The sequence below is a fragment of the Shewanella sp. TB7-MNA-CIBAN-0143 genome (assembly GCF_040310065.1).
Taxonomy (GTDB): domain Bacteria; phylum Pseudomonadota; class Gammaproteobacteria; order Enterobacterales; family Shewanellaceae; genus Shewanella.
The window spans coordinates 29,738-53,891 of sequence record NZ_JBEOPL010000015.1 but is presented as its reverse complement, the minus strand read 5'-3'; the positions used below and the strand labels follow the sequence as shown (position 1 = coordinate 53,891).

General features: G+C 40.1%; 17 protein-coding genes. 6 read left to right on the top strand and 11 right to left on the bottom strand.

Going from position 1 to position 24,154, the window contains the following annotated elements; genetic code table 11:
- Positions 1-293 precede the first annotated feature (293 nt).
- Both yiaY and AAEY97_RS13375 read left to right on the top strand, forming a co-directional pair.
- Complete coding sequence (gene yiaY, locus AAEY97_RS13380; RefSeq protein WP_101086477.1) at positions 294-1,442, top strand: L-threonine dehydrogenase; 1,149 nt, start codon at positions 294-296, stop codon at positions 1,440-1,442.
- Between the two features lie 267 nt (positions 1,443-1,709).
- Entirely contained in the window at positions 1,710-2,075 is a 366-nt protein-coding gene (locus AAEY97_RS13375) for a cytoplasmic protein (protein ID WP_101086476.1), read from the top strand.
- 139 nt (positions 2,076-2,214) lie between these two features.
- Here the strand turns inward: AAEY97_RS13375 and AAEY97_RS13370 are convergent, their stop codons facing one another.
- The 6 genes from AAEY97_RS13370 to AAEY97_RS13345 form a co-directional block, all read right to left on the bottom strand.
- Positions 2,215-2,583, bottom strand: coding sequence for an acyl-CoA thioesterase (locus AAEY97_RS13370; RefSeq protein ID WP_101086475.1), 369 nt, complete (start codon positions 2,581-2,583; stop codon positions 2,215-2,217).
- A 223-nt stretch (positions 2,584-2,806) separates the two neighbouring features.
- Complete coding sequence (gene ltaE / locus AAEY97_RS13365; RefSeq protein WP_101086474.1) at positions 2,807-3,817, bottom strand: low-specificity L-threonine aldolase; 1,011 nt, start codon at positions 3,815-3,817, stop codon at positions 2,807-2,809.
- A gap of 46 nt (positions 3,818-3,863) precedes the next feature.
- Complete coding sequence (gene tpx / locus AAEY97_RS13360; RefSeq protein ID WP_101086473.1) at positions 3,864-4,457, bottom strand: thiol peroxidase; 594 nt, start codon at positions 4,455-4,457, stop codon at positions 3,864-3,866.
- Positions 4,458-4,826: 369 nt separating this feature from the next.
- The gene (gene poxB, locus AAEY97_RS13355; RefSeq protein WP_192116279.1) at positions 4,827-6,551 is read right to left on the bottom strand and encodes a ubiquinone-dependent pyruvate dehydrogenase; all 1,725 of its coding nucleotides are present in this window, start codon (positions 6,549-6,551) and stop codon (positions 4,827-4,829) included.
- Positions 6,552-6,906: 355 nt separating this feature from the next.
- Positions 6,907-7,740 (bottom strand): mechanosensitive ion channel family protein, encoded by an 834-nt coding sequence (locus AAEY97_RS13350; protein ID WP_194956191.1) that lies wholly within the window; start codon positions 7,738-7,740, stop codon positions 6,907-6,909.
- Positions 7,741-7,765: 25 nt separating this feature from the next.
- Positions 7,766-8,413, bottom strand: coding sequence for an OmpA family protein (locus AAEY97_RS13345; protein WP_101086471.1), 648 nt, complete (start codon positions 8,411-8,413; stop codon positions 7,766-7,768).
- 533 nt (positions 8,414-8,946) lie between these two features.
- Here AAEY97_RS13345 and AAEY97_RS13340 point away from each other — a divergent pair.
- Positions 8,947-10,455 carry a peptide MFS transporter gene (locus tag AAEY97_RS13340; protein ID WP_101086470.1) on the top strand — a complete coding sequence of 503 codons (1,509 nt, stop codon included), beginning with the start codon at positions 8,947-8,949 and terminating at the stop codon, positions 10,453-10,455.
- A gap of 673 nt (positions 10,456-11,128) precedes the next feature.
- Here the strand turns inward: AAEY97_RS13340 and AAEY97_RS13335 are convergent.
- Complete coding sequence (locus AAEY97_RS13335; protein WP_101086469.1) at positions 11,129-12,250, bottom strand: response regulator; 1,122 nt, start codon at positions 12,248-12,250, stop codon at positions 11,129-11,131.
- A gap of 46 nt (positions 12,251-12,296) precedes the next feature.
- Positions 12,297-13,031: an MlaA family lipoprotein gene (locus AAEY97_RS13330; RefSeq protein WP_392343271.1), complete on the bottom strand. Its 735-nt coding sequence runs from the start codon at positions 13,029-13,031 to the stop codon at positions 12,297-12,299.
- A 388-nt stretch (positions 13,032-13,419) separates the two neighbouring features.
- Between AAEY97_RS13330 and AAEY97_RS13325 the strand changes: the two genes are divergently transcribed.
- Both AAEY97_RS13325 and AAEY97_RS13320 read left to right on the top strand, forming a co-directional pair.
- Positions 13,420-15,588, top strand: coding sequence for a hypothetical protein (locus tag AAEY97_RS13325; protein ID WP_350999329.1), 2,169 nt, complete (start codon positions 13,420-13,422; stop codon positions 15,586-15,588).
- A gap of 11 nt (positions 15,589-15,599) precedes the next feature.
- Positions 15,600-15,911: an EscU/YscU/HrcU family type III secretion system export apparatus switch protein gene (locus AAEY97_RS13320; RefSeq protein WP_041413136.1), complete on the top strand. Its 312-nt coding sequence runs from the start codon at positions 15,600-15,602 to the stop codon at positions 15,909-15,911.
- 42 nt (positions 15,912-15,953) lie between these two features.
- Here the strand turns inward: AAEY97_RS13320 and AAEY97_RS13315 are convergent, their stop codons facing one another.
- On the bottom strand, positions 15,954-16,295 hold the full coding sequence (locus AAEY97_RS13315) for a hypothetical protein (RefSeq protein ID WP_101086466.1): 342 nt from the start codon (positions 16,293-16,295) through the stop codon (positions 15,954-15,956).
- 786 nt (positions 16,296-17,081) lie between these two features.
- On the opposite strand from AAEY97_RS13315, the gene AAEY97_RS13310 reads away from it, so the two are divergent.
- Positions 17,082-18,050 carry a DUF3187 family protein gene (locus tag AAEY97_RS13310; RefSeq protein ID WP_350999326.1) on the top strand — a complete coding sequence of 323 codons (969 nt, stop codon included), beginning with the start codon at positions 17,082-17,084 and terminating at the stop codon, positions 18,048-18,050.
- Between the two features lie 251 nt (positions 18,051-18,301).
- On the opposite strand, the gene AAEY97_RS13305 is transcribed toward AAEY97_RS13310, so the two are convergent.
- Positions 18,302-19,240: a diguanylate cyclase gene (locus AAEY97_RS13305; protein WP_162023602.1), complete on the bottom strand. Its 939-nt coding sequence runs from the start codon at positions 19,238-19,240 to the stop codon at positions 18,302-18,304.
- Positions 19,241-19,243: 3 nt separating this feature from the next.
- Positions 19,244-24,133 carry a PAS domain S-box protein gene (locus AAEY97_RS13300; protein WP_502959463.1) on the bottom strand — a complete coding sequence of 1,630 codons (4,890 nt, stop codon included), beginning with the start codon at positions 24,131-24,133 and terminating at the stop codon, positions 19,244-19,246.
- Between the last annotated feature and the right edge of the window lie 21 nt (positions 24,134-24,154).

Here is a 24,154-nt window from a genome sequence, read left to right as displayed (position 1 = left end):
CCATTCTATATATAAAGGGCATAATATTCATCTTAAATTTCGATAATATTATTTAAGAGAAATTGTCATCCTATCCAACACAACAAAATGCGCAATAACCGACCAACCATAGTGTCGGTGTCAAAAAATATCACCCTAGATCACAGTTACTTGGAAAATGTCGTGTTGGTAATAAAACGGCCTATTGATTGTGACTTAATCGACGTTAACGAGCTTCACGTCACATAATAGCTGCAATGTTATTGGTATGTTTAATTCAGAGAAAACTTAATTCTATATAAAGGACAATCAATATGGCGACTAAATTTTTCATTCCAAGCGTCAACATTCTGGGTCAAGGCAGCGTAGATGAAGCGATTAAAGACATCAACGCGTTTGGATTTACCAAAGCACTTATTGTCACCGACAAACCACTAGTGAGTATTGGTTTAGTGGCGAAGGTTGCAGATAAACTCAATGCCAATGGTATTGAAGTGGTTATTTTTGATGGCGTTCAACCTAACCCAACAACAGGTAATGTTGCTGCAGGCCTTGAACTACTAAAAGCCAATCAGTGTGATGTGATTATTTCTTTAGGCGGCGGTTCACCGCACGATTGCGCTAAAGGAATCGCACTCGTGGCCACCAACGGCGGTAGCATTAAAGATTATGAAGGTGTGGATGTATCAACTAAAGCACAAATGCCTTTAGTCGCGATTAACACTACCGCAGGCACAGCAAGTGAAATGACCCGCTTTTGTATTATTACCGATGAGGCAAGGCACATTAAAATGGCCATTGTCGATAAAAATACCACACCTATTCTATCTGTAAACGATCCTGAACTGATGCTAGAAAAGCCAGCATCACTGACTGCTGCAACCGGGATGGACGCATTAACACACGCAATTGAAGCTTATGTCTCTATTGCAGCCAATCCCATCACCGACGCGTGTGCAATCAAAGCTATTGAACTGATCCAAGCCAATTTAATTAATGCAGTTAAAAAAGGCGATGACATTCAAGCCAGAGAAAACATGGCTTATGCACAATTTCTAGCGGGCATGGCCTTTAATAATGCCAGCCTTGGTTATGTGCATGCTATGGCACATCAACTTGGCGGTTTTTATGACTTACCACACGGGGTTTGTAACGCATTATTGCTACCTCATGTACAAACCTATAACGCCCAAGTTGTGCCTGCACGCTTAGCTGATGTCGCAAAAGCTATGGGTGTCGACATAGCAGCAATGACAGACGAGCAAGGCGCTAAAGCTGCCATTGACGCCATTAAGCAATTATCAAAAGCCGTTAACATTCCTGCTAATTTAACCGAGCTAGGCGTAAAAGCACAAGACATCCCAACTTTAGCAGACAATGCTCTCAAGGATGCTTGTGGCTTTACTAACCCGAAACAAGCGACACATCAAGAGATCTGTCAAATTTTCACAAACGCTTTATAACTAACCTCAACAAGGGATAATAAGCAATTATCAAATAGTTATTAACCAGAATTAAGCTAAACTCGTTTTATAGCACAGCATAAAGCCCGTATTTTATTACGGGCTTTTTTATCTGCCGTTTAATGTAAAAAATCAACAATGACAACAGCTTATTTTTAATTTAGTAAAAAGTGATGCTTAGATCTAAGTTCTTGAAATAAGGATTGACCAATATAAAAAATAAGGTCTATAGTGAAAACACTTAGATAGCGAATAGGTAGGTAAACAATGACAGCAATCACTCATATATATAATTACACCGTTCGATGCCCGCACTATAAAGAAAACGAACAAGCTGCAACATGGCTCAACCATATCGAAGTAAACCAATCTTGTGAAATTGCTCTAGACCGTATCACTAAATGGCACAACCTCTCTGGCACCAAATCATTTGAACTAGACGATTTTGTGGTTCGAAAGGCCGATAATGAAGAAGCTTATTTTGCCATGCAAAGTAGCCGCCTTAAGCATGATGGCCATGCCCTTGTCACTTTTAAAATCTATTTAGACAACTGCTGCCAAGATGCTTCTCCGAATCAAATAATGGAGCATTTAATCGATGATTATCAACAGCGTATCGCTAAAGTCGAATAATACATCAAGTCGATTTACCATCAACATTAAGGAGCTATCATAGCTCCTTATTTTTGCGGTTTTATTGTCAATGGCTATAAGTTCTTGCCCTGTCGTAACACATACTTACGAACACGAACCCACGATAATAGAAATACAATTAAGCGGCATTGGCTCGCATACCGTGCGGAATGGGTAAGCCATTCTCATTCACGTTGACAAATACCATCTTATCGATGAAAGCAATCGGCGCATGATTGACTTTATTACGTATTTTACAGCGAACAGTGACTGAACTTTGACCTAAGCTTACGAGCTCAAACCCAAACTCGATAATGTCGCCTGTTTGTGCCGGTGCCATAAAATTAATTTCCGATATCACTTTGGCAATATGGAATTGGCTGCGCATTTGGCAACTGGCAAAAATTGTTGCTTCCTCATTAACCCAACTTAATAACTGGCCACAACATAAACTTTGAGTGCTATTAAGATGAATAGGCATGATGATATGACGTGAGAAATATTTCATAGTGACCTCATTATCTGACTTATTAATTTTGCGTCGTTAGGCGAATACCTCTAAATAAGTAGCAACGATCAAGCCAAGTATATTAAGCTTTAATAATCAATGTGATAAATATATTTTTAAATTAAAAAATTCTCAAAATGCCCAAAATAAATGCATCTTCGCACCAAAAAAGAAAAAGGCCACACTGAGTATGGCCTTTAAAATGAATATTAACTGATATTGATTAGCGAATAATTTGCTTCAACGTATTCACAAAAACACTGATGTCATTAGCACTAATATCTTTATGAGTCACCAAGCGCAACTGTCGGCTCGGACTAATGATAATGCCTTTATCGGCCAGTTTGGCAGTAAGCATTTTAGGGTCGATATGTTCTGCGAGTGTGGCGAAAACCATATTGGTCTGCACCAAACTAACATCGACAGCAAACTCACTCATTTCAGCCAACAACAAAGCCAACGTTTTTGCATTGTAATGATCATCCGCTAAACGATCGACCTGCTCAGTTAACGCCAACTTAGCCGCTGCAGCGATAATACCTGCTTGACGCATTCCACCACCGAGCATTTTACGCCAACGTGTCGCTTTACCAATTAATCGCTCATCGCCTAACAGAATCGACCCAATCGGTGCACATAAGCCTTTTGATAAACAAATCGATACAGAGTCAAAGTATTGAGTAATATCGGCAATAGCAATGCCCTGCGCTACCGCAGCATTGGCAACCCGGGCACCATCTAAATGGATTTTAAGCCCACGATTAAACGCAAGACTTTGTGCCTGGGATAAATAATCTTGGTTTAATACCTTGCCGCCAATGGTATTTTCTAAGCTCAATAACCGTGTTCTTGCAAAATGCACGTCATCAGGCTTAATCGCAGCTTCAATATCATTCAATAAAATACTGCCATCAGCTTGATTATTCAGAGGCTGAGGTTGAATGCTGCCTAATACCGCTGCCCCGCCGCCTTCAAACTTATAGTTATGAGCTTGTTGACCACAAAGATACTCATCTCCGCGTTCACAATGAGACATCAATGCCAATAAATTAGCTTGCGTACCAGAACTGACAAACAGAGCACCATCAAAGCCAAACATCTCTGCAGCCATATCTTGTAAATTATTGACGGTCGGATCATCACCATAAACATCATCACCGACCTCCGCCCTCGACATGGCTAAACGCATTGCTTCAGTCGGTTGAGTCACCGTATCACTTCGAAAATCAATCATGCTGCATCTCTATCCTCTTTTACTCAACATTATGGAAGCTACGCAACTACTTCGCCGCTGATGAAATTTCTGTTAATGCCGCTAAAGCAGCATCGTAGTTTGGGTGTTCACTTACTTCAGTCACTAATTCTTGATATTTCAATATGCCTTGAGAATCAATAATAAAAATTGAACGGGCTAATAAACCACGGTCTTTGATCAACAAACCATACTTTTCGCCAAAATCACGCCATACGGAGTCAGACAACACTTTAATTTTATCCACATTTTCGGTTTGGCAAAAACGCTTCTGAGCAAACGGTAAGTCTTCGCTAATGGTTAACATGACCACATTGGCATCATATTGAGTAAACTCTTTATTAAATCGTTTGGTCTGTAATGCACACACGCCAGTGTCTAAACTGGGTACCGCGCTAATGAGTATCGTCTTACCTTTAAAGTCACTCAAACTGACTGGATTAAACTTTTCATCCACAACAGTAAACAAGGGTGCAACCGTATTTATACTCGGTATTTTACCTTCTAAAGCAACAGGGGTTCCCCCCATAGTAATCATGGTTTTCTCGCCAGCAAAACTGGGGGCACTCATAACCGATGAAGATAATAATGTGATCACTGCAATGGTAGAAAATAGCTTCATGGAAAACTCCTGTTAAAGGTACTGATGAGCGGTTTGAACTGGGTGCTAACGAGAGATCTTAGTAAACATGACACCAGTAGAAATAGTTAGAGCCAATAGTTACGCAAATGATAGCTAATGGCTCAGTGCTCTTATGATAAAGATAGTTAATCAGTTTTAATATTATATATTTAACTTTGAATTGATATTACTAGATAAAATTTCTCGATACTCTTTAAAAGCCAGTTTAGTGACTTAATAAGCCTCAATCTACAGTTTAGACATTATTAGTTATTGTAGTATCGACAAGGCATTTTACGATGTAACGCTTAACGATCATATACTTTCCTAAAGGGCTAAATGACCGAGCCCAATAAGAACGGGATTTGATTAACGTGACCAGTTGGTTTTACTCAGCTCAACAATTTCATTACCTTTACCATTAATTAGCGCTTTCATCATGTAAACGCTAAAGCCTTTCGCCTGTTCGAACTTAATTTTTGGTGGCATCGCAAGCTCTTGTTTCGCCGTATCGACTTCAAGAACAACTGGCCCAGAGTGCTCCATCATTTCCGCCATTGCTTCGGGTAGTTTGCCTGGATCGTTGACATGGATCCCTTTCAGACCACAAGCTTCAGCAATTTTTGCAAAGCTTGGATTCTCTAGATCAGTATCATTTGATAAGTAGCCACTGGCTTTCATCTCCATGGCGACAAAACCCAGTGAGCGGTTGTTATAAACAATAATTTTAATCGGTAGGTTAAGTTGTTTCAGAGAGAGTAGCTCTCCCATCAACATCGAAAATCCACCATCACCACACATTGCAATTACCTGACGATTACGATCCAGTGATTGAGCTCCCATTGCCTGTGACAATGCATTAGCCATTGATCCATGGTTAAATGATCCAATTAAACGACGTTGACCATTCATCGATAAATAACGAGCAGCCCAAACTGTTGGCGTGCCAACGTCACAGATAAAGATAGTATCTTGACCTGCTTGCTCATCAAGCAGACGGGTTAAGTATTGTGGATGAATTAAATTATGTGATGTTTTACCATTGGCGAGAACATCCAAATCTTTTCGGGATTCTTGATAGTTTTTAACACACTGCTCTAGGTGAGCGCTAGAACGGCCTTCCTTAATAAGTTCAAGCAGTGAAGTGACGGTATTTTTGGTATCCCCTAGAACACCAAAATCAATCTGCACATGTCTCCCGAGTGACGCGGGCTGATTATCAATTTGTAAGATAGTGATGTTTTCTGGATAGAAAGCTCGATAAGGGAAGCTGGTGCCTATCATCAACAACGTATCTGCTTGTTGCATTGCGTGGTAACCAGATGAAAAGCCGATAAACCCAGTCATCCCAACATCGTAAGGGTTATCATATTCAAGGAACTCTTTACCGCGCATGGCATGTACAATGGGTGCTTGTAATTTTGCGGCTAAGGCAACAATTTCATCATGAGCATCTTTACAGCCAGCACCACACAATAAAGTGACTTTGCCGCTTTTATTAAGGTGAGTAGCAAGTGTTTTTGTGTCAGCTAAATCAGCGATATAAGAAGCAGGTTTTGGGACGTTCCATTTTGGTTTGGTCGTTTCAGGCATCGCCTTAAGCGCGATATCTCCCGGAAGAACCAGCACACTAACATCATTATGTAAGATAGCCTGGCGCATGGCTGTTTCGAGTAAATATGGCATTTGTTCAGGGCTGGAAACTAATTCACAAAAAACACTGCACTCTTTAAATAATTCTTGTGGGTGAGTTTCTTGGAAATAATTGCTGCCAATTTCTGATGAAGGTATATGAGCAGCAATGGCTAATACTGGAACTTTATTACGATGACAATCGAACAACCCATTAATCAAATGAAGATTACCTGGACCACAAGAACCAGCACAGACGGCCAACTCTCCTGAAATATGTGCTTCTGCACCTGCGGCAAAAGCAGCGCTTTCTTCATGGCGTGTTCCTAGCCATTCAATCGTACCCATTTTTCGCAAGCTATCACTAATTCCGTTAAGTGAATCGCCAGTTACCCCCCAAATCCGTTTCACGCCTGCTTGTTCAAGGGTTTGAGTAATAAAACTTGCGATACTTTGACTCATATTAAGATACTCCTAAGTATGAAATTTGATGAAAAAAGGTGCAGCAGTAGATTTTTAATCAATGACAGCCAAAAATCTTAACTTTAATTATCATCCTCTTGGAAACGCTGCTTAACAATGTTAAATGGTTATTTTTTCATAAACATTTATTTTTTATATGTTCAAAAAAATATATATTTATGAAATAAGGCGTTATGGCTGCTAAAAACAGTAAATAATAAAAGTAAGACTAACTAGATGATTATTGACGCACAAAAAACAACTCAATTAAGGATGTTTTTGGGGAGTAGAGCGGATATTAGGTATAAAAAAACCAGCAAATGCTGGTTTTTAGAAGATTAACTTGTCTGCAATATTATTTTGCTGGAACTTCTTTCACATGCAAATCCATTTGTGGGAATGGAATTTCAATCTCAGCTGCATCTAATGCATTCTTGATTTGCTCAAGTAATTCAAAACGCGCAGTCCAATAGTCTGGTGTTTTAACCCACGGACGTACAACAAAGTTGATTGAAGAGTCAGCAAGCTCAGCTAGACCGATAGTATAACTAGGGTCTTTTAACACAAACTGATTATTATCTAAAATATCCGCTAATACCTTCTTAGTTTTAGCGATATCAGCAGTATACGAAACACCAATCGTTAAATCGATACGACGCTTTTCTAGTGCTGAATAGTTGGTGATAGTGCCGTTCATAATCGCTGAGTTAGGCGCGATAATCATTTTGTTGTCACCAGTACGTAAACGGGTTGAGAAAATGGTAATTTCATCAACTACACCGGCAACACCAGCCGCTTCGATAAAGTCACCTACGCGACATGGACGGAAAAGCACCATCAATACACCTGATGCAAAGTTCGAAAGTGAACCTTGTAATGCTAAACCTACTGCTAAACCCGCGGCACCGATAACCGCAACCAATGACGCAGTTTGCACACCAACTTGACCCAGCGTGGCGACAATAGTAAATACAAACACCAACATCCACGCTAAGTTTGCCACAAACGAAACAACTGTTGTATCCACTTTGCGGTTGGTCAATAATTTGGTTGTTATGCGTTTTGCTACACCGGAAAAATACTTACCGATGAGAAAAATAACAATAGCAGCTAGCGCTTTAAGACCATAAGTCATCAAAAACTCAGGTGCCTGCTCCACTAAAGCATCTAAACCTTCTATATGTTCCATTTCTTTCTCCATTTTAATAGCAGTCTTATTCTGCCGATATAATAAATTCTACTCGTCGATTACGCTGACGCCCTTCTATAGTGGCATTATCCGCGATCGGATTTTTGTTACTCATGCCAACGATCTCAATCGACGTCGGTTGAAATTGGTACTCATTTACGAGTAAATCTTTAATGGTGGCTGCACGTTTAAGTGATAGTGAGCGGTTAACAGCATCACTACCAATATTATCAGTGTGTCCCTCTAAACGAATAGCCACTTGAGGATGTTGCTCAATGTATTGCTGTACCCTAACCAAGGTTGGCCGCTGAGTTAACAACACTACTGATTTATCAAAATCAAAATACACAGGTTGAAGAATAGACCCAAAACAATCTACTGCCACAGAAACATCTCGTTGTTGACGACATTGTTCAGCAATAAGGGCCGAATTATTTGTGACTGTCGCGCCTAATTCAGCTTCATCAAACTCAGCATCATCTTCGGCATCCTCATCAACAATCAACAATTCAGTATCAATACAACCATTTGCCATAACAACACTGTTAACAGGGGTATCATTACAGGCATCTTTTTTATCAGGAACGCCGTCAAAATCTGTATCAACCCAGGCATGGGCAGTGCAGATAAAACAGCCAATTAAAATCAATGTCACAGCTCGAATGATAGTCATAAATACCTCTTCGACATGACATCGAAATTTGTTAAAGAATCGTATTTTAACTGTTTATCGCTTAAATTAAAAGACAACACTTTATAATCAACACCTTGCACCATCATGCTTAACTAAAATGTCACTTAAGCGTGATATAGGTATCGGCTCGATGCCAGAAAACCTTATTAATTTCCAGCTAACTTTGCAACAAAAGCAATACAAACAACTAACATTACTGATAGTTGATTGTTTGTATTGACACATTTTATAACAAGCTTAACCTCTCTGTTCCCCGCATTAACATTGACTTTGCCGGCATGAAAAGGGTATATAAGGTTAGCTTTTTGATGTTTGGTTAGCATTCAGCGTCAAACTGACATTATTTAATATAAAAAATAAACAATAAAGTTGCTCAGTATTGCTTCATCACGGTCAAACACCCGTTATTTCAAGTGTTAGTTGATAAGGCAATCATAGACAACTCTTGCAAACAATTATTTCTGTGACGATATTTTCTCACAGGCAATCACAAGCTTAAGGTGGAAGACTTAATGAGTGACGCAAAACCACAAGGTACATTGTTTGGACACCCTAAGGGGCTGTTCTTGCTTTTTACAACAGAACTATGGGAACGCTTTAGCTATTACGCAATGCGTGCAATTTTAGTACTTTATTTGGTAGATAAAGTGCAAAGCAATGAAGCAGGTGGTGGTTTAGGCTGGAGCCAAGCAGACGCATTATCTCTATATGGTACTTTTACCGGTTTAGTTTACTTAACACCATTAATTGGTGGCTGGCTAGCAGATAACGTATTGGGTCAACGTAAAGCCATTTATATTGGTGGCTTCTTAATGGCAGCGGGTCAATTTACGCTTGCAGCACCACATAGCTGGATGCCGGGTTTAGAAACCACTATGTTTTATATTGGTTTAGGGACGCTAATTATAGGTAACGGCCTATTTAAACCAAATATCTCCACAATGGTAGGTGATTTATACCCTGCTGGTGATCACCGTCGTGATGGCGCATTTACCATATTTTACATGGGCATCAACTTAGGTGCAGCCTTGTCAGGCTTTATCGTTGCTTGGGCTTACACTTCATTTGGTCATGAAGTGGTTATTGGTGGTGAAGACGTGTTTATCAATAACTGGCAAGCAGGTTTCTTCTGCGCCGGTGTTGGTATGATTTTATCGTTGATTATTCAATTTTTCTTTGCTCAAAAATTACTTGGCGACATCGGTACCGAACCGGCAGCTAAAGTAGAACAAAGAAAAAATGCAGCGAGAGGTGAAACCAGAAGTGAACCACTAACTAAGATTGAACGTGACCGTATTAAAGTCATTATGGTAATGGGGTTATTCACCATTATTTTCTGGGCTGGCTTCGAACAAGCAGGCGGATTAATGAACTTGTTCACCAACAATTTCACCGATCGTATGATTGGCTCGTGGGAAGTACCGACCACTTACTTCCAATCACTCAATGCTATCTTTATTGTTGTTTTTGCCCCAGTGATTGCCTCTATTTGGATCCGCTTAGGTAAAAATGAACCTAACTCACCCGTTAAATTTGCGTTAGGTTTATTCTTACTGGCCATTGGTTTCTTATTCATGATGGGCGCAGTGTTCGAAATGGGTGGCGACGCTTCAGTTAAATCAAGCATGTGGTGGTTAGTAGGAGCTTACTTCTTCCACACCATGGGTGAATTATGTTTATCACCAATTGGTTTATCGATGGTCACTAAACTGGCTCCACTGCGTATTGCATCATTAATGATGGGTGCATGGTTCCTATTTATTGCTGCTGCAAACAAAATTGGTGGCCTAGTCGGTTCATTGATTGGCCATGGCGGCGAAGTCGAAGAACAACTCGCTAACGCAATGGCAATTTTTGCCGGCATTGGTATTACTGCGGTCGTCTCAGGTATTATTTTATACCTAATGTCAGATAAATTAGTTGACTGGATGCACGGTGCAGAAAACAAAAATGAGACTGAAGAAGAAGTATTAGAAGAAGAAATTGCAGTCACGGCCGAACACGAAGGAATTCAACGTTAATTGGTTTTGATGTAATTGTTATTCTTAATAAAATCCCCTCCAAGTTTCACTTGTGAGGGGATTTTTTATATACCCACATCATCCTGCTAGGTTCACTTCGCTGCTAGAGCTGACTTCGTCCTGCTAAAGTCGCTTCGCTGCTAGAACGGACTTCGTCCTGCTAGAGTCGCTTCGCTGCTAGAGCGGACTTCGTCCTGCTAGAGTCGTTTCGCTGCTAGAGCGGACTTCGTCCTGCTAGAATCGCTTCGCTGCTAGAGCTGACTTCATCCTGCTAGGTTCACTTCGCTGCTAGAACGGACTGTGTCCTGCTAGGTTCGCTTCGCTACTAGAACGGACTTCGTCCTGCTAGAATCGCTTCGCTGCTAGAGCTGACTTCATCCTGCTAGGATCGCTTCGCTGCTAGAACGGACTGTGTCCTTCTAAAGTCGCTTCGCTGCTAGAACGGACTGTGTTCTGCTAGAATCGCTTCGCTGCTAGAGCGGACTTCGTCCTGCTAGGATCGCTTCGCGGCTAGAGCTGACTTCATCCTGCTAGGTTCACTTCGCTGCTAGAGCTGACTTCGTCCTGCTAAAGTCGCTTCGCTATGCAGTTTGCTTTTATAGCCTCTAGCCGCGAAGCGTCCTAGCAGCGCAGCGCTCTAGGTTTCTAGTGTCTAGATAGACTTAAACAATGATCAGCGACACGCTAACTGCATAAAGCCACCTGCTTTGATATCGGATTGATAAACCAATCCTGTAAAACGGTTATCAAGCAGTTGTTGTTTATGCTCATAAAAATGTGTGCCGATACAAATTTGTTCATCCAGTAACAAGGTTCTAGTTTGCATACTCGGCTTATCCCATACGGTACTGCCAAGAGGTGCTGATTCTGGCAATGCTAGAGGAGTAAGCTCATTACCGTTACGTAAATAGCACCTTAATCCTTTACCAGACTGCCCTATTGATAACTGGTAGCGGGTCAAATCGAGGCACACATAAATAATATCGGTATTAATATGTAACCCAGACTTCACCATACGCTCATGAAGATAAGACAACATATTATTAGGTTCGATTAAGGTATTGCTTAAACCATTTCTAAATAACTTAAGTTTTTGATTAATAAAACTACGCAATAAGACACAGCCAAAAGCGGCGCTATTATCCTCAGGTGAAAAGTGTGCCATATACATCACTAAATGATGCTCCCCCACCATTGTAGAATCGATGAAGTAAGCACTAACATCATTATTTTTAAATAGACTGTAATTGATTTCGGCTTTGGGATAATAGATATGCGACGCAGGAAATAACTGCTGCTGAACACTTTTGGCCGCTTGAGCATTTTGCTCAAGTAAAGATAAGTTATCGGTAAGCTCTTGGTAAGATAACTCATTCATTTCTTGTAAATGCGATTGACCAGAAACATTCATCGGCGTAGCGGCTGACATCATCGCTTGTATGATTGCCTGCTCAATAATGAATAAATCAGCAATAGGTTTAGTCAGATAATCACTGGCACCAATGCGCAATGCTTCGACAACATCAGACATCACATCATTACCAGAAATAACAATAGCGGGTATAGCAGGATTAATATCTTGCATTTGTTTAAGCATCGACAAACCATGAAGGCCTGGCATGCTTAAGTCTGCAATAACAATATCAAAAATAGCATCGGAAAAAAGGGCTATGCCTTCATCGCCATTACATGCTTGTTGAACCCGGGCACCTTGCCTCTGCAAAAAATCAGCAACGACATGGCGAAATATCGGGTCATCTTCAACAAAGAGGATCTCGACATCAGTAAGCGCCATACAACAACCTCGCAAACTACACTGCCGAGGTGCCTGTATGCCTCGACTATTCTAGTTCATCTAAATATTCGTCAAGTAACTCATCGTCCGCTTGACTAGATGGCACATCACCATCAAAAACTTTGTAATCCATATGCTGCAAATAGGCATCTTTTACAAAAGCATAAGGATCAAGAGCATTGTCTAATAATCTTTCTTGATCAATGGCTTTAGAACGAGCATCCAAGCCTTTTAAACCCCATTTTAATACTGACTGCCACATCGTTAGCTCAGATAAAGGAAAGTATAGACCATCCACCCAGTCAGAGGCGATTTCTCTTGTCACAATTGGGCCATAAAACGGCGCCATAAAATAAGGGCCATTTGGTGTACCGTAATAACCCAACACTTCGTTGAAATCATCTTGTTTACGGTGCATCCCCATCATGTCAGCTACATCGACTAAACCCAGTAAACCTATGGTGGTATTAACCGTAAAACGACCGCCGGCATTAGCAGCCCATCCCCACTTTCCTTGTAAGGTATTATTCACCAGAGAGCTAGGTTCCTCTAGGTTATAAACAAAATTATTAACACCCGTTCTGACTGGATTAGGAACATAGTCTTTATAACCATGGGCAACTGGGCGAATAATATACCGATCTAAAAACAGATAGTTAAAGTCCCACATTGTGCGGTTAACTTCTTCAAATGGATCGCGAGGATCATTGTATTTGATTTCGACCGCAGGACGTGATGATGTGGCAACTTGAGGTGCTTCTGCTTCGGCATACACGGGCATGCTAACGGCAACAAACACCTGAAGTAATATCCATTTATACTTCATATAATTCTCTTTAAAATGACAAAAGGTACTACTCAACAAACTGCTATTTTTGTCTTTTTTATTAAAGCAATTTTTGTTCAAGTCGATATAATTTAGCAAGCAAGTGTAAGGCTGTTATTATTCACTATTTATCAGTCAGGCCTTACTCATACGTCTGTGTTATCAGCAATCATTCACTGTAATGGCAATAAAACCCTATATGTTACCCTAATAAGGTAACAGGGAGCTAAGGATACTGTGCCATTTGACAATATCAATCAAAAAATTGTAAATGTAGTTAATATTGTTCACTGACATGTAGATTGATTTCAATAGACAAACATGTTCGTTTGAAAGGATTTCTATGGCTGTACCAACAACGCTCCCTCAAAAAACGGTCAATACCGGCACAATAAAACCTGCAGATGCAAGTCCGCAGAAGTTGGCTGAGCGCAAACAAACTCAAACCGATAGTCCTTCTTTGCCAACAAAAACTTCAAATGACAAATCCGCGGTATCTAGCTCGTCGACCACTAAATCAGATTTAGCAGCCGTATTATTGCCCGTCAAAGTGTTACAACCACCAGCAAACGCCCAACTCGACGTCACCATTGAAAATCAGCAATATCAACTAAACAAGACCGCTGAACTGCAAAAATTATTACAACAGACAGCGCAAGTCGTTATAGCAAGCGATCACGCTAAACTTGTGGCTCGTGCCGTTTCCAGTGCAAATGTCCCCGTAGTCCAAACAGAAGTCATCAACAACCGAGCTACCACCCCTGTAATGTCAACGGCTTCTGCTGGCTCAACGGCCACATCACCCGCCCAAACAGTTACCACTCAATTAGTGCTTTTGGCACAACCCATTCAGCTTTCCTTACCACAAGGTCTTGAGGAACTGGCAAAGCAAAATGGTGTATCAACACAACAACTCGCAACGCTGGCAACCAGAACTCAAGGTTATCCTCTGCCTACAGCGATAATAGACCAAGGGAAATTAACTTTTTCTGGTGGCACAAGCATCCAATTATCGCCAAACACCGCGTTAAACTCAGGCCAATATTTAGCTAAGGTGGTGGTGCAGCATCAGCAATTGCAACTTGCGCTCACGCCAGTCATTGCTGAAATAACCGTTAATTTAACGAAACTCACCACAACGCCTCAAGCAGATCAGTCTGTTCAAGCAGCAAACATCATCATCACTAAAAATGAACCAGCACAAATCCTCAGCCAATTTCTAAAAAAGCTAGAGTCAACACCACTGCCTACACTTGATAATGCGGTAAAAGGAAGCGATACCCAACAAAAAACGCCTATTGAATTAACGCCTTTTTCAGCCAAAATCGGCCAAGATAGTGCTACAGTAAAAACCGGGGGGCCGGTAACACAACAACCTAATCCATCAGGACTATCATCTGAATCGAATCTCACTAAAACCACCAGCAATATGGCTCAGCAAGCCAATCTAGCCAAAAATGCTACCAACACGGTAGAGCAAACATCGTTATCGACAAAATCATTAGCGGAACAAAACACACCCAAAGCAAACACCGCTTCTGCGATAGACAATAGTGCAAAGAGCAATCCACCAAGCAATAATGCATTAAACAACAGCGCATTAAACAACAATGCATCCAACAACAACGCATTAAACAAATTGAACGGTGACCCTGCACCAATAGAAGTGCTGAATAAAGCGTTATCAAAAGCAGGCGCGATGCCAATAAAACAGCAGTTAAGCCAACAAGTCCCTCATAATCTGGCCAGTGAACTGTTTAAGCATTTGCCACAAATTAGCCCGCATCCATTAAGTGCATTAAGTGATCCAGCATTACTCAGCAGTGAGCTATACAGTTTAGCGGCGCTTAATCTTGCCCACACTCAGCTAGGTCACTCAACTAACTCACAACCCTCGCCTCTGTTTTCTGGTAGCGCTATCACAACTCTATTCCAGTTGTTATTAGGGGTGAAAACAAAATCAACAGGCTCAGGGATCAGCGATAAACTTCAGGCCCACCTTGCGCAGTTGCAACAACGGACCTTGAGTAAACTCAGTGCTAATTCAGGTCTGTTAGCCGCATTAGATAAGTTAGGAGGGGCAGACTCTTTGGCACAATTGGCTAACAGTATTGCGCTGTACCAACATGCAAGCACCGATCCCAATCAAGCCATGACTTGGTACTTTGCTCTCCCCTATTCAATCAACCAACGTGATGAACAGTTTGAAGGTAAATTTGAACAAGAAAATGATTCAGACAAAGATAAAAAAGCAGGATGGAAGCTACAACTCAAATTTAATTTAGCCCAAGGATCATTATTGATTTGTGCTCATAAGCAGGCAGATGTGCTTGATATCAAATTTAAAGGCAACAACCAAATGCTACTTACGAGAGTAGAACGTTTTAACCAAACACTGTCAGATAAAATTACACAAATTGGTTTTACACCAGGTAAGCTCACAACACAGTTAGCCCAAATACCAGCGACGTTATTACCCGGCGATCACTATTTAGTCAAAACCAGAGCTTAATAGAGAACATAATGAAAGATGACTCGAAAAAAATACAGCAAGCAGTTGCACTCAGTTTTGATGGTAAAAGTGCTCCTAAAATTACTGCTACGGGTAAGGACTTAGTTGCCGAGGAGATGATATTAATCGCTAAAGAAGCGGGGATCCATATACATCAAGATCCACACTTAAGTGAGTTTTTGCAGCTATTAGAATTAGGTGATGAAGTACCTAAAGAGCTGTATCTTTTAATCGCAGAATTGATTGCATTTGTGTATATGTTAGATGGAAAATTCCCAGAACAATGGGATAATCTTCATCAAAAAATTGTCGCTCAAGCATAACGCCATTCAGCGATAAAATTGTCAAACCTACATTATCTTAGGTTAATGCTGTACAAATTGGTAAATCAAACTCGCGGTGATAATTATGCCACCAACCCCCAATCCACCGAGACACAATCCAGCTAAACGATCTTGATCAAAATCAAGCCAATCATTAAATGCAGCATAATAACGCAGTGATATGCCATACAGTACAATGAGCGCTAAAGAGATAAAACTATACAAATAGTGCTCTGGATAGGCAAACGTCAGCAACGGAATAAATGCCAACAGGTAATCACAACCTTTTTGTTGTACGTCAGTTCGATACACAATGTACGTATCAATACACATTTGGATTGGAATATAGATGGCCAGTAAACCTAACAACCAAATGAAATCCATCACAGCTCCAGCATCGAACAGTGAGGGACTGTATCGCTAATATTGCAGCAAGTGATCCTGAAAAAAACGTTCTCGCCAATAACAATGTCATAAATAACAGAGATAAAAGGTACTGTTGAGTAAACTAATCGATGATGTATTGCAGAAATATAAAGGTTAAGAAATAGTTCGAAGGACATTGATTGCGTAAATTGAAAAGAAAGTTTTTTCATTACAAATCCATTTTATTAATGCGTATCCATTACACATTTTGGGGAAATAACGCTTAAAAAATACAACTAAAAAACTGAGTAAACTGGCAGCTCATTATCACAAATAACACATTAAAGAAACTATATTTCTGTACAGCAACAGCATCCAAACAACAATTCAAACAACAATTCAAACAACAATTCAAACAACAACTCAAAATAAAACTCGAATTAACAATTCAAAATTAACACTATCATATTAATTTCATTATCCACAAGGAGCCTATAAATAATTTTATACCTTGCTATCAGATAATAATCAATACTTTACAAATAAAATAATCGTTTAAATATTCAGTAATATTAGCCAACATTATCTTAAACAGTGAATACTATTGTTAGCATAGGAGTGATGATATAACTGAACGTCATAATGTGTTCCTTTTGGATATTTAAATTATGTTCTCATACCATCATAATGCGCACAACCTCATCAACAAACACCACTAAATATTGGCAGATACGAGTATTTATTTTATTTATGTAATTAGCCGATACAGATAGATTAACTGGACAGTTAACTCAGGGAATAGCGATGAAGACCAACCTTAAACTGATATCCATTGTGAGTATTTTTACGATCTTGCCTGCAAAAGCGCAAGTAGTCAGTTTTAATGATTACGGACCGTTACAGGTATATGCGCAATCACCGATGCAATCTATTAATCTTAGCCCACTTTTACGATCTGGCTTTTCGTTGCCCCAAGGTCAAAAAGAATGGTACATCACAGCCAATGCAGCCAGCGTCTGGTCAGAGTCAGATGAGTTATTAGCTGATTACTACCAAAATGCGATTAGCAGCGGCTTAAAATGGCAAATCACTGAGGATTTATTGTTTGATGCTAAATACACTTGGCAATTTAGCGGTGATAACCATTTAGACTCCTTAACAATGTGGTTTCACGATGCTTTTGGATTTGAGCAAAATGGTCGTAATAAACAAGCGAAACACCAAAGTCAGATCCATTCAGAAAAATACCATATCAATGTTGAAAACTTTAATGGTGAAACCCTCAATAATGCTCTTACTGCATACCTAGGCTATCAATTACTGCAAAATGAACACCATGGTATTTCCATCGGGGGAACCTTGTACTACAAGTATGTAGATTCAGGCCCATTTGTTGATGAAAGTTTCCAGCAAAGCGTACAAATCAATTACGGTTATCACAATAGCAATCACCATGTGAACTCGACTTTAGGAATGAGTTTCTTACACAATACAGAACCGTTATCGCAAAATGCCTTCGAATCACATTACTTAATGTTGGGGCTGGGTTACGAATATCGTAGAGGTAGGCACGGTTGGTTAGCTGAATATCATCGTTATGATGGCATGGTGAGTTGGGATAAAAACTTCTCAGAAGCCTCTAATGAAGCGGTGTTAGGTTATCGCTATTACTTCAATAGCAGCGCCATCGAATTCACTATGGTTGAGAACTTTTTAAACATGGATAACAGTGCTGATATAGCTTATGTATTAGGTTATCGGCATAAATTTTAGATCCTAGGTTCTAGAGCGCTACGCTTCTAGGGCGGACTGCGTCCTGCTAAGGACAGCTGAGCTGTTAAATGTAAATCGATAGCAAGCGATGAAAAGCGATATCAAGCGAACTAGATTCTAGTCATCTAGGCCTTTGGTTTTATAGCAGCGCAGCGCTCTAGTCGTCTAGACTCTAAGCTCTAAGCCTTTGCATTTATAGCATCTAGCCGCGAAGCGTACTAGCAGCGCAGCGTACTAGTTATCTAGGTGTTTCATTCTGCTAAACAACCTAACACTCTATTTCTGCCACGGTCTTTGGCTAAGTACAATTGTTTATCTGCCGCTTCAACTAAATTTTTATTCGGCATATCATACATTGGCACTACCGTTGAAACCCCAGCGCTTACAGTAACAAATTCAGATATTGGTGAATTTAAATGAGCTATTTTCAATGACACTATACTGTCAACAATTTGCTGAGCCACATAAGTTCCGCCAATTAAATCGGTGTTTGGTAGCACGCAGATAAATTCTTCACCACCATAACGCGCGACTAAGTCATAAGGACGATTAACGGTGTCTTGTATCTTCTGTGCAACGATGCGTAAGCACGTATCGCCTTCAGTGTGGCCATAAGTATCATTAAAGTGCTTAAAGAAATCGATATCCAATAAAATAATGGTCAATGGCTGTTTTTCACGCGCACATTGTAACCAACTTACAGGCAGCACTTGATCAAACTTACGCCGGTTAGCGACACCGGTTAATCCATCTAACAGTGCAATAGAGCGTAATAAATCAGTTTGAGATTTAGACATCATCTGATTTTTAATACGTGCTTTAGTGATAACCGGGTTAATGGGTTTATGAATAAAATCGACTGCCCCTAACTGAAATCCTTTAACCTCTTTAACTTCATCAAAATGACCGGTGACAAAAATAACCGCCACATCTTCGGTATCGGGATCTTGTTTCAAATGTGCACACACATCAAATCCATTGAGCATCGGCATTTCAATATCTAACAATACGATATCTGGTTTGACTTTTTTACACATATCAATGGCTTGATGACCATCGCGAGCCATATAAATGTCGTAATCCGCTTGCAAGAGTTGATGTAATATTTTGATGTTCACAACTTGATCATCAACTAACAGTATTTTACCTCTAACAGGCGCAGCACCTGAAATATACTCATCTATGAACACGCATCACTCCTTAATTATCGATTTTAATGTATCGACAGCATCCAAGAACTCAAGTTGGCTCACTTGGTTTTTTAATCTTAACCACTGTTTATCTGGCACCACGTTGCTTAACAGGCGCTCAAGGTACTCAATGGCATCTAAATTTTGATCAACCAATAATTCCATTAATCGATCGGTTTTATCCGCGTCTATGCTTTGTATCGGCAATACAGCGCTATTATCAAGTGTGCGATTGGTTAATACAGCACTTTCATCTGGAAATAGAGTATCTAACATATGCAGGCTATCATTTATCTGGCCTTGCATTTGGCTTAAACAAGCATCTGAATCAACATTAACAGCATTTTTTATATTGTGCTCTAGTGTGGCAGCAAAAGCTGCCAGCCGCTTAGCACCAATATTGCTCGAAGTGCCTTTAATTGTATGGGCAATACTACTGATAGCATTGTCATCTTCGAGTGCAAACGCTTGCGTAAGTAATGATAATTGCTCTGACATTTCTGATGCAAAATGATGTTTCACATCAATGAAAAAGGCAAGTTCACCACCAAAACGACGTAAAATAGAATCAGGATTTTCGATAATCGCATCATCGTCGCCATCATTACGCACCTCAGGTAACGCAACAGGCGGATTATTAACAGTTGAATGATAATAAGCACTATTATCTTGGCCTAGCAGGTTAAGTATACAAGGTAACAAAAGTGTCATGTCTATCGGTTTACCGATATGATCATTCATCCCCGCTTCTAGGCATAATGTTTTATCGGCAAGCGATGCGTTAGCCGTCATCGCTAAAATAGGTACATCATTAAATCGGCCATCGGCACGAATAATACGTGTTGCTTCAAGTCCATCCATTACCGGCATTTGCATGTCCATAATAACAATATCAAATTGATTATTTGACTTAGTGACCCAATCAACACCCTCAATACCGTCTTTAGCCAATGTAACAATCGCACCTTGTAGACGTAATAATTCATCAATAACTTGGCGATTAAGCTGATTATCCTCAACCACCAGAACCCTGGCACCTTTTAATGCTAAATTAGTTATTTTTCTAGATTGTATTGGCTGTTCTAAGCCATGAATAGCTCGGTAAACCGACTCGAGCATCAAGTTCGCCGTCACAGGTTTGGTCAACATACTCACAAAAGGCTGTTGGCGATATTGTTTAGTTTGTTCCATCACCTCTGCACCATACGCGGTCAGCATAATAATGGCCGGAGCTTTACCTGCCGGAAACATCGCTTGAATATGATTGGCGGTTTCTAAGCCATTCTTATCAGGCATGCGCCAATCCATAATAATCACATCATAATGATTGCTAGCATTTAAGCTTTGATCAATAAGATTGATAGCCTGCTTGCCGTTATGAGCCTCATTAACATAAGCACCATGGACCATTAAGGTTTTGGATAAAATTTTACGGCTCATCTTACTGTCATCAACAATCAGAATATTCTTACCCTGTAAGTCGATATCTAAATCGTTATTCTTTATTTCAACAATATTAAACGTCAAATCAAACCAAAAGCGACTGCCCTTGCCAACATGACTCGATAACGTTAATTCACCGCCCATTAACTCAACTAAACGTTTAGTGATTGCTAATCCCAATCCTGTACCGCCGAATCGTCTTGACGTAGAAGACTCTGCTTGGACAAAACCTTGGAAAATTTTACTTCCTTGTTCAGGACTGATTCCGATACCCGTATCGGTAATCGAAATGGTTAAATTCGCTTGGTTAGCAATACATTCATTGCAGTGTACACTGACAATAACATGACCTTCTGAGGTAAATTTAATCGCATTACCCGCAAGGTTTAACAACACTTGGCGCAAACGAAGTTCATCACCTTCAATAAGGTATGGAATGGCAGGATCTAAATCAAAAATAACTTCTAAATTTTTACTGTGTACATTGGTTGCTAGCATCACCGCTAGCTCACGCATTAACGTTTCCAGTTGAAACGGATGCAAATCAAGTTCTAACTTACCAGCATCAATTTTAGAAAAGTCTAAAATATCATTTAACAGCCCTAATAATGACTTCGCAGCTATTTCAGCCTTAGAAACATAATCAGCTTGCTGACGACTCATATCAGAATGTTGAATAAGTTGTAGCATGCCTAATACAGCATTCATTGGAGTACGGATTTCATGACTCATATTCGCTAAAAATTGAGATTTAGCTGCACTGGCTGCATCTGAAGCTTGTTTCGCTAACCGCAAGGTTTGCTCTAACTCGCGTTGCTCAGTAATGTCGCGGTTAATCCCGACCACACGCACCGGTTTACCTGATTTATCGTAACTAATATGGGCACCAGCATGAATATAGCGGATCTGATTCGTACTGGTAATGATCCTAAAAGTAGGATCGTAAGGAAGGTTTAAGTCAATGGCTTGTTTTAAAGCAAGTTCAGCCATAGCAAGATCATCTGGATGGACCCGTTTTTGCCAATGTTGGTAACTTAATTCCTCTTCCGTAAGCGCTAATGGATAATCGTACATGGCAAACATACGATCGTTCCATTGCAAACGATTAGTGTGAAAATCTAAATTCCAAATGCCTAACTCAGCCACCTCAGCCGCTTTAGACAGTTGGTTACTGGCTGATACTAGTTCTTCTTGTTGTTGAAGCATCACATCAATATTAACCGCTACCCCTAAATACCCAATTATCTCTCCATTTTGATCGCGCATAGCGGATACCGACAACGACACTTGGCATTGAGAGAAATCTTTGCGGACATACGTCCAAGTACGCGTTTCAGGCCCTTGTACTCTTGGTTTATACACAAACACGTCAAAAGCAATAATATCTTCGCCAAATTCTTTGGTTAACTGTTTACTGCGTTCACGGATCTCTGAAGGTAAATGCCATATTGCAGGGCTTTGCTTACCCACTATCTCTTCAGCTTGATAGCCAAGTAATAACTCGGCACCGCGATTAAAAATATTAATAATACCGTTATTATCGGTGGAAATAATGGCTATTTCTGATGCAGCTGCAAGCACATTGGTAAGTAAGGAAGCCAGTTCATTCTTTTCAAGCTGGGTATTCTTACGTTCAGTAATATCAATTCGCAGTGCAAAGCAGCGTTCAAGGTTATCGTCCGCATCCATCACAGGCGCAATGACCGTATCAAACCACTTAACATTACCCTGACTATCATGGTTACACACTTCATCATGCCATGTTTTACCAGCATTAATGGTTTGCCACATATTGGCCCAAAAGGCATCATCATGCTGGTTAGATTTCAAAATTGAATGCTTCTGACCGATCATTTGTTCACGAGTAAATCCAGATGCTAAACAGAAATAATCATTTACCCCCAAGATAACGCCGTCTTTATCCGTTTCAGAATAAAGCAGCTGCTGGTTAATATTATCAAGTAAGGTTTTATTTTCTGACAGTGCTTGCTGTAACGCCTGAGTCCGCTCGGTAACTTTACGTTCAAGGTTGGCGTTAATATTTAAAATTTGCTTTTCAGCATTCAGCTGTACCGTAATATCTCGAATAGTCTGGCTAACGCCGATTATTTTGCCAAATTCATTATAAATAGCCAATGAGGTCATCGACGTCGACAGTAGTGCATTGTCTTTTCGTTTATGTTGGCTAACAAAGTTTAATAACGATTTACCGCTAAGGACCTGATTAAACTTTTCAGCTTCTGCATCATATCCATCGTTAGGAACAATGAACGTTGTTTTCTTGAGCCCAATAACCTCATGTTTTTCATAACCAAAAATCGTTACTGCGCCATCATTCCAACTGGTAATAACACCATCACAGTCAAAACTAATAATCGCATCAAGCGAATGTTCTAAAATATTGGCACGTCTTTCATTATCTTCCAAAATTAGGCGCTTACGACCTAATGCGTAGCCGTAAAAACCAATAAGCCCGCCCAATAACAAACTAACAATCGCACCATAACTAAACATAATATTAGGTGAACTTAAGTGTAAACCACTGACAAACTCGGGATAAGCTACTAACGATACATGCCATTTACGCCCAAATATTTCGCGATATAATGTAACTGAATAATCCGATAACGGATTTACATCATCTACATGGGTTTCATAAAACACGACATTATTTTCAATATCAGTCACATCATTGATCAATAATTTTGTAGTCTGACGGGATAAACTGATCTTATCAAACACTTCATTGGCAACTAATGGCGCATAACTCCAGCCAAAAGCTTGTTGCTCCCTTAATGCTTCGGTTGATGGGGTAAAACCAGTACGGTAAATGGGCATTAAAATGAGAAAGGCTTGTAACGGATTACCTGTTGCTTGCACTAACGTGATCGGCCCCGTTAAGCGCACTTCACCAGTTAAATACGCTTGTTGTGCGGCGTTTTTGCGGTTTTGCTCAGAGGATATATCCAAACCGACAGCAGCAAGATTACGCTCAATGGGTTCAATATAGTCAATCAAATACCGTTCATCATCATGAGGATTAAGCTGACGCACACTGTAATCTGGCCAATCATCAAGTTTAGCTTTGGCAACAAAATCTGCTTCATCGGCTACAGGAACACGTCGGATATAACCAAACCCACGAGCGCCAGGAAATTCACTCTCAATATCACGCGTTAAGCTATATTTTCTAAAAATTTCGCGGGTTATTTTGTCTTCACCGATAGTGGAAACGGCACCTCGAGCACCTCGTAAACCATATTGATATAAAACGATACGATCAATAATATTGTTAGCAACTTGTTCAGATACCGTTTCGAGAGATTGAGTAATGATGGTGTTATTTTGATTCTTAACACTTAAAGCAGTAACAAAACTAATGACTAAGCCAAAAGCAAATACTCCAATACCCAATTTAAGCGCATTTTTATAACTAGATAGTCTGGTCATTTTTATCATTAGTTAAGTGTC